Genomic DNA, 869 nt, shown 5'->3' on the forward strand with positions numbered 1-869 from the left:
ACAACACCTGTTGTTGGCCTGTTCGCCTGCTCTGTCGGGTACTGGATGTTCATCCCAGTGGTTTTTACGCCTGGCTTCAGCAGCCGCATTCACAACGCCATCAGGCAGACCTGAGACTGACAGGACAGATTAAACAGTTCTGGCTGGAATCGGGATGCGTCTATGGTTATCGCAAAATCCATTTGGATCTGCGGGACAGCGGGCAACCGTGCGGAGTGAACAGGGTCTGGCGACTGATGAAACGTGTCGGGATAAAGGCTCAGGTCGGATACCGGAGCCCGCGGGCACGTAAAGGCGAGGCCAGTATCGTGTCGCCCAACAGGCTCCAGAGACAGTTCAATCCGGATGCTCCGGATGAGCGTTGGGTAACGGACATAACCTACATCAGGACCCACGAAGGCTGGCTGTATCTTGCCGTGGTTGTTGATCTGTTCTCACGCAAAATTATCGGCTGGTCCATGCAATCCCGGATGACAAAGGACATTGTCCTGAACGCACTGCTGATGGCTGTATGGCGGCGTAATCCCCAAAAACAGGTGCTGGTTCATTCGGATCAGGGCAGTCAGTACACAAGCCATGAGTGGCAGTCGTTCCTGAAATCACACGGCCTGGAAGGCAGCATGAGCCGTCGCGGTAACTGCCATGATAATGCGGTTGCAGAAAGCTTTTTCCAGTTGTTGAAACGCGAACGGATAAAGAAAAAGATCTACGGAACGCGGGAAGAAGCCCGCAGCGATATTTTTGATTACATCGAAATGTTTTATAACAGTAAGCGTCGGCATGGTTCTAGCGATCAGATGTCACCGACAGAATATGAAAACCAGTATTATCAACGGCTCGGAAGTGTCTAGATTATCCGTGGCGATTCA

Annotated in this window: 1 protein-coding gene; it reads left to right on the plus strand. The window is 51.9% G+C overall.

Going from position 1 to position 869, the window contains the following annotated elements; genetic code table 11:
- Positions 1-851 (plus strand): IS3 family transposase (locus tag V6944_RS23275; RefSeq protein WP_333500671.1); only part of this gene is annotated, 851 nt, incomplete at its 5' end.
- Positions 852-869: the final 18 nt, after the last annotated feature.

Origin of the sequence: Kluyvera sp. CHPC 1.2972 (assembly GCF_036759925.1) — a bacterium.
In the GTDB taxonomy this organism is placed as follows: Bacteria; Pseudomonadota; Gammaproteobacteria; order Enterobacterales; family Enterobacteriaceae; genus Kluyvera.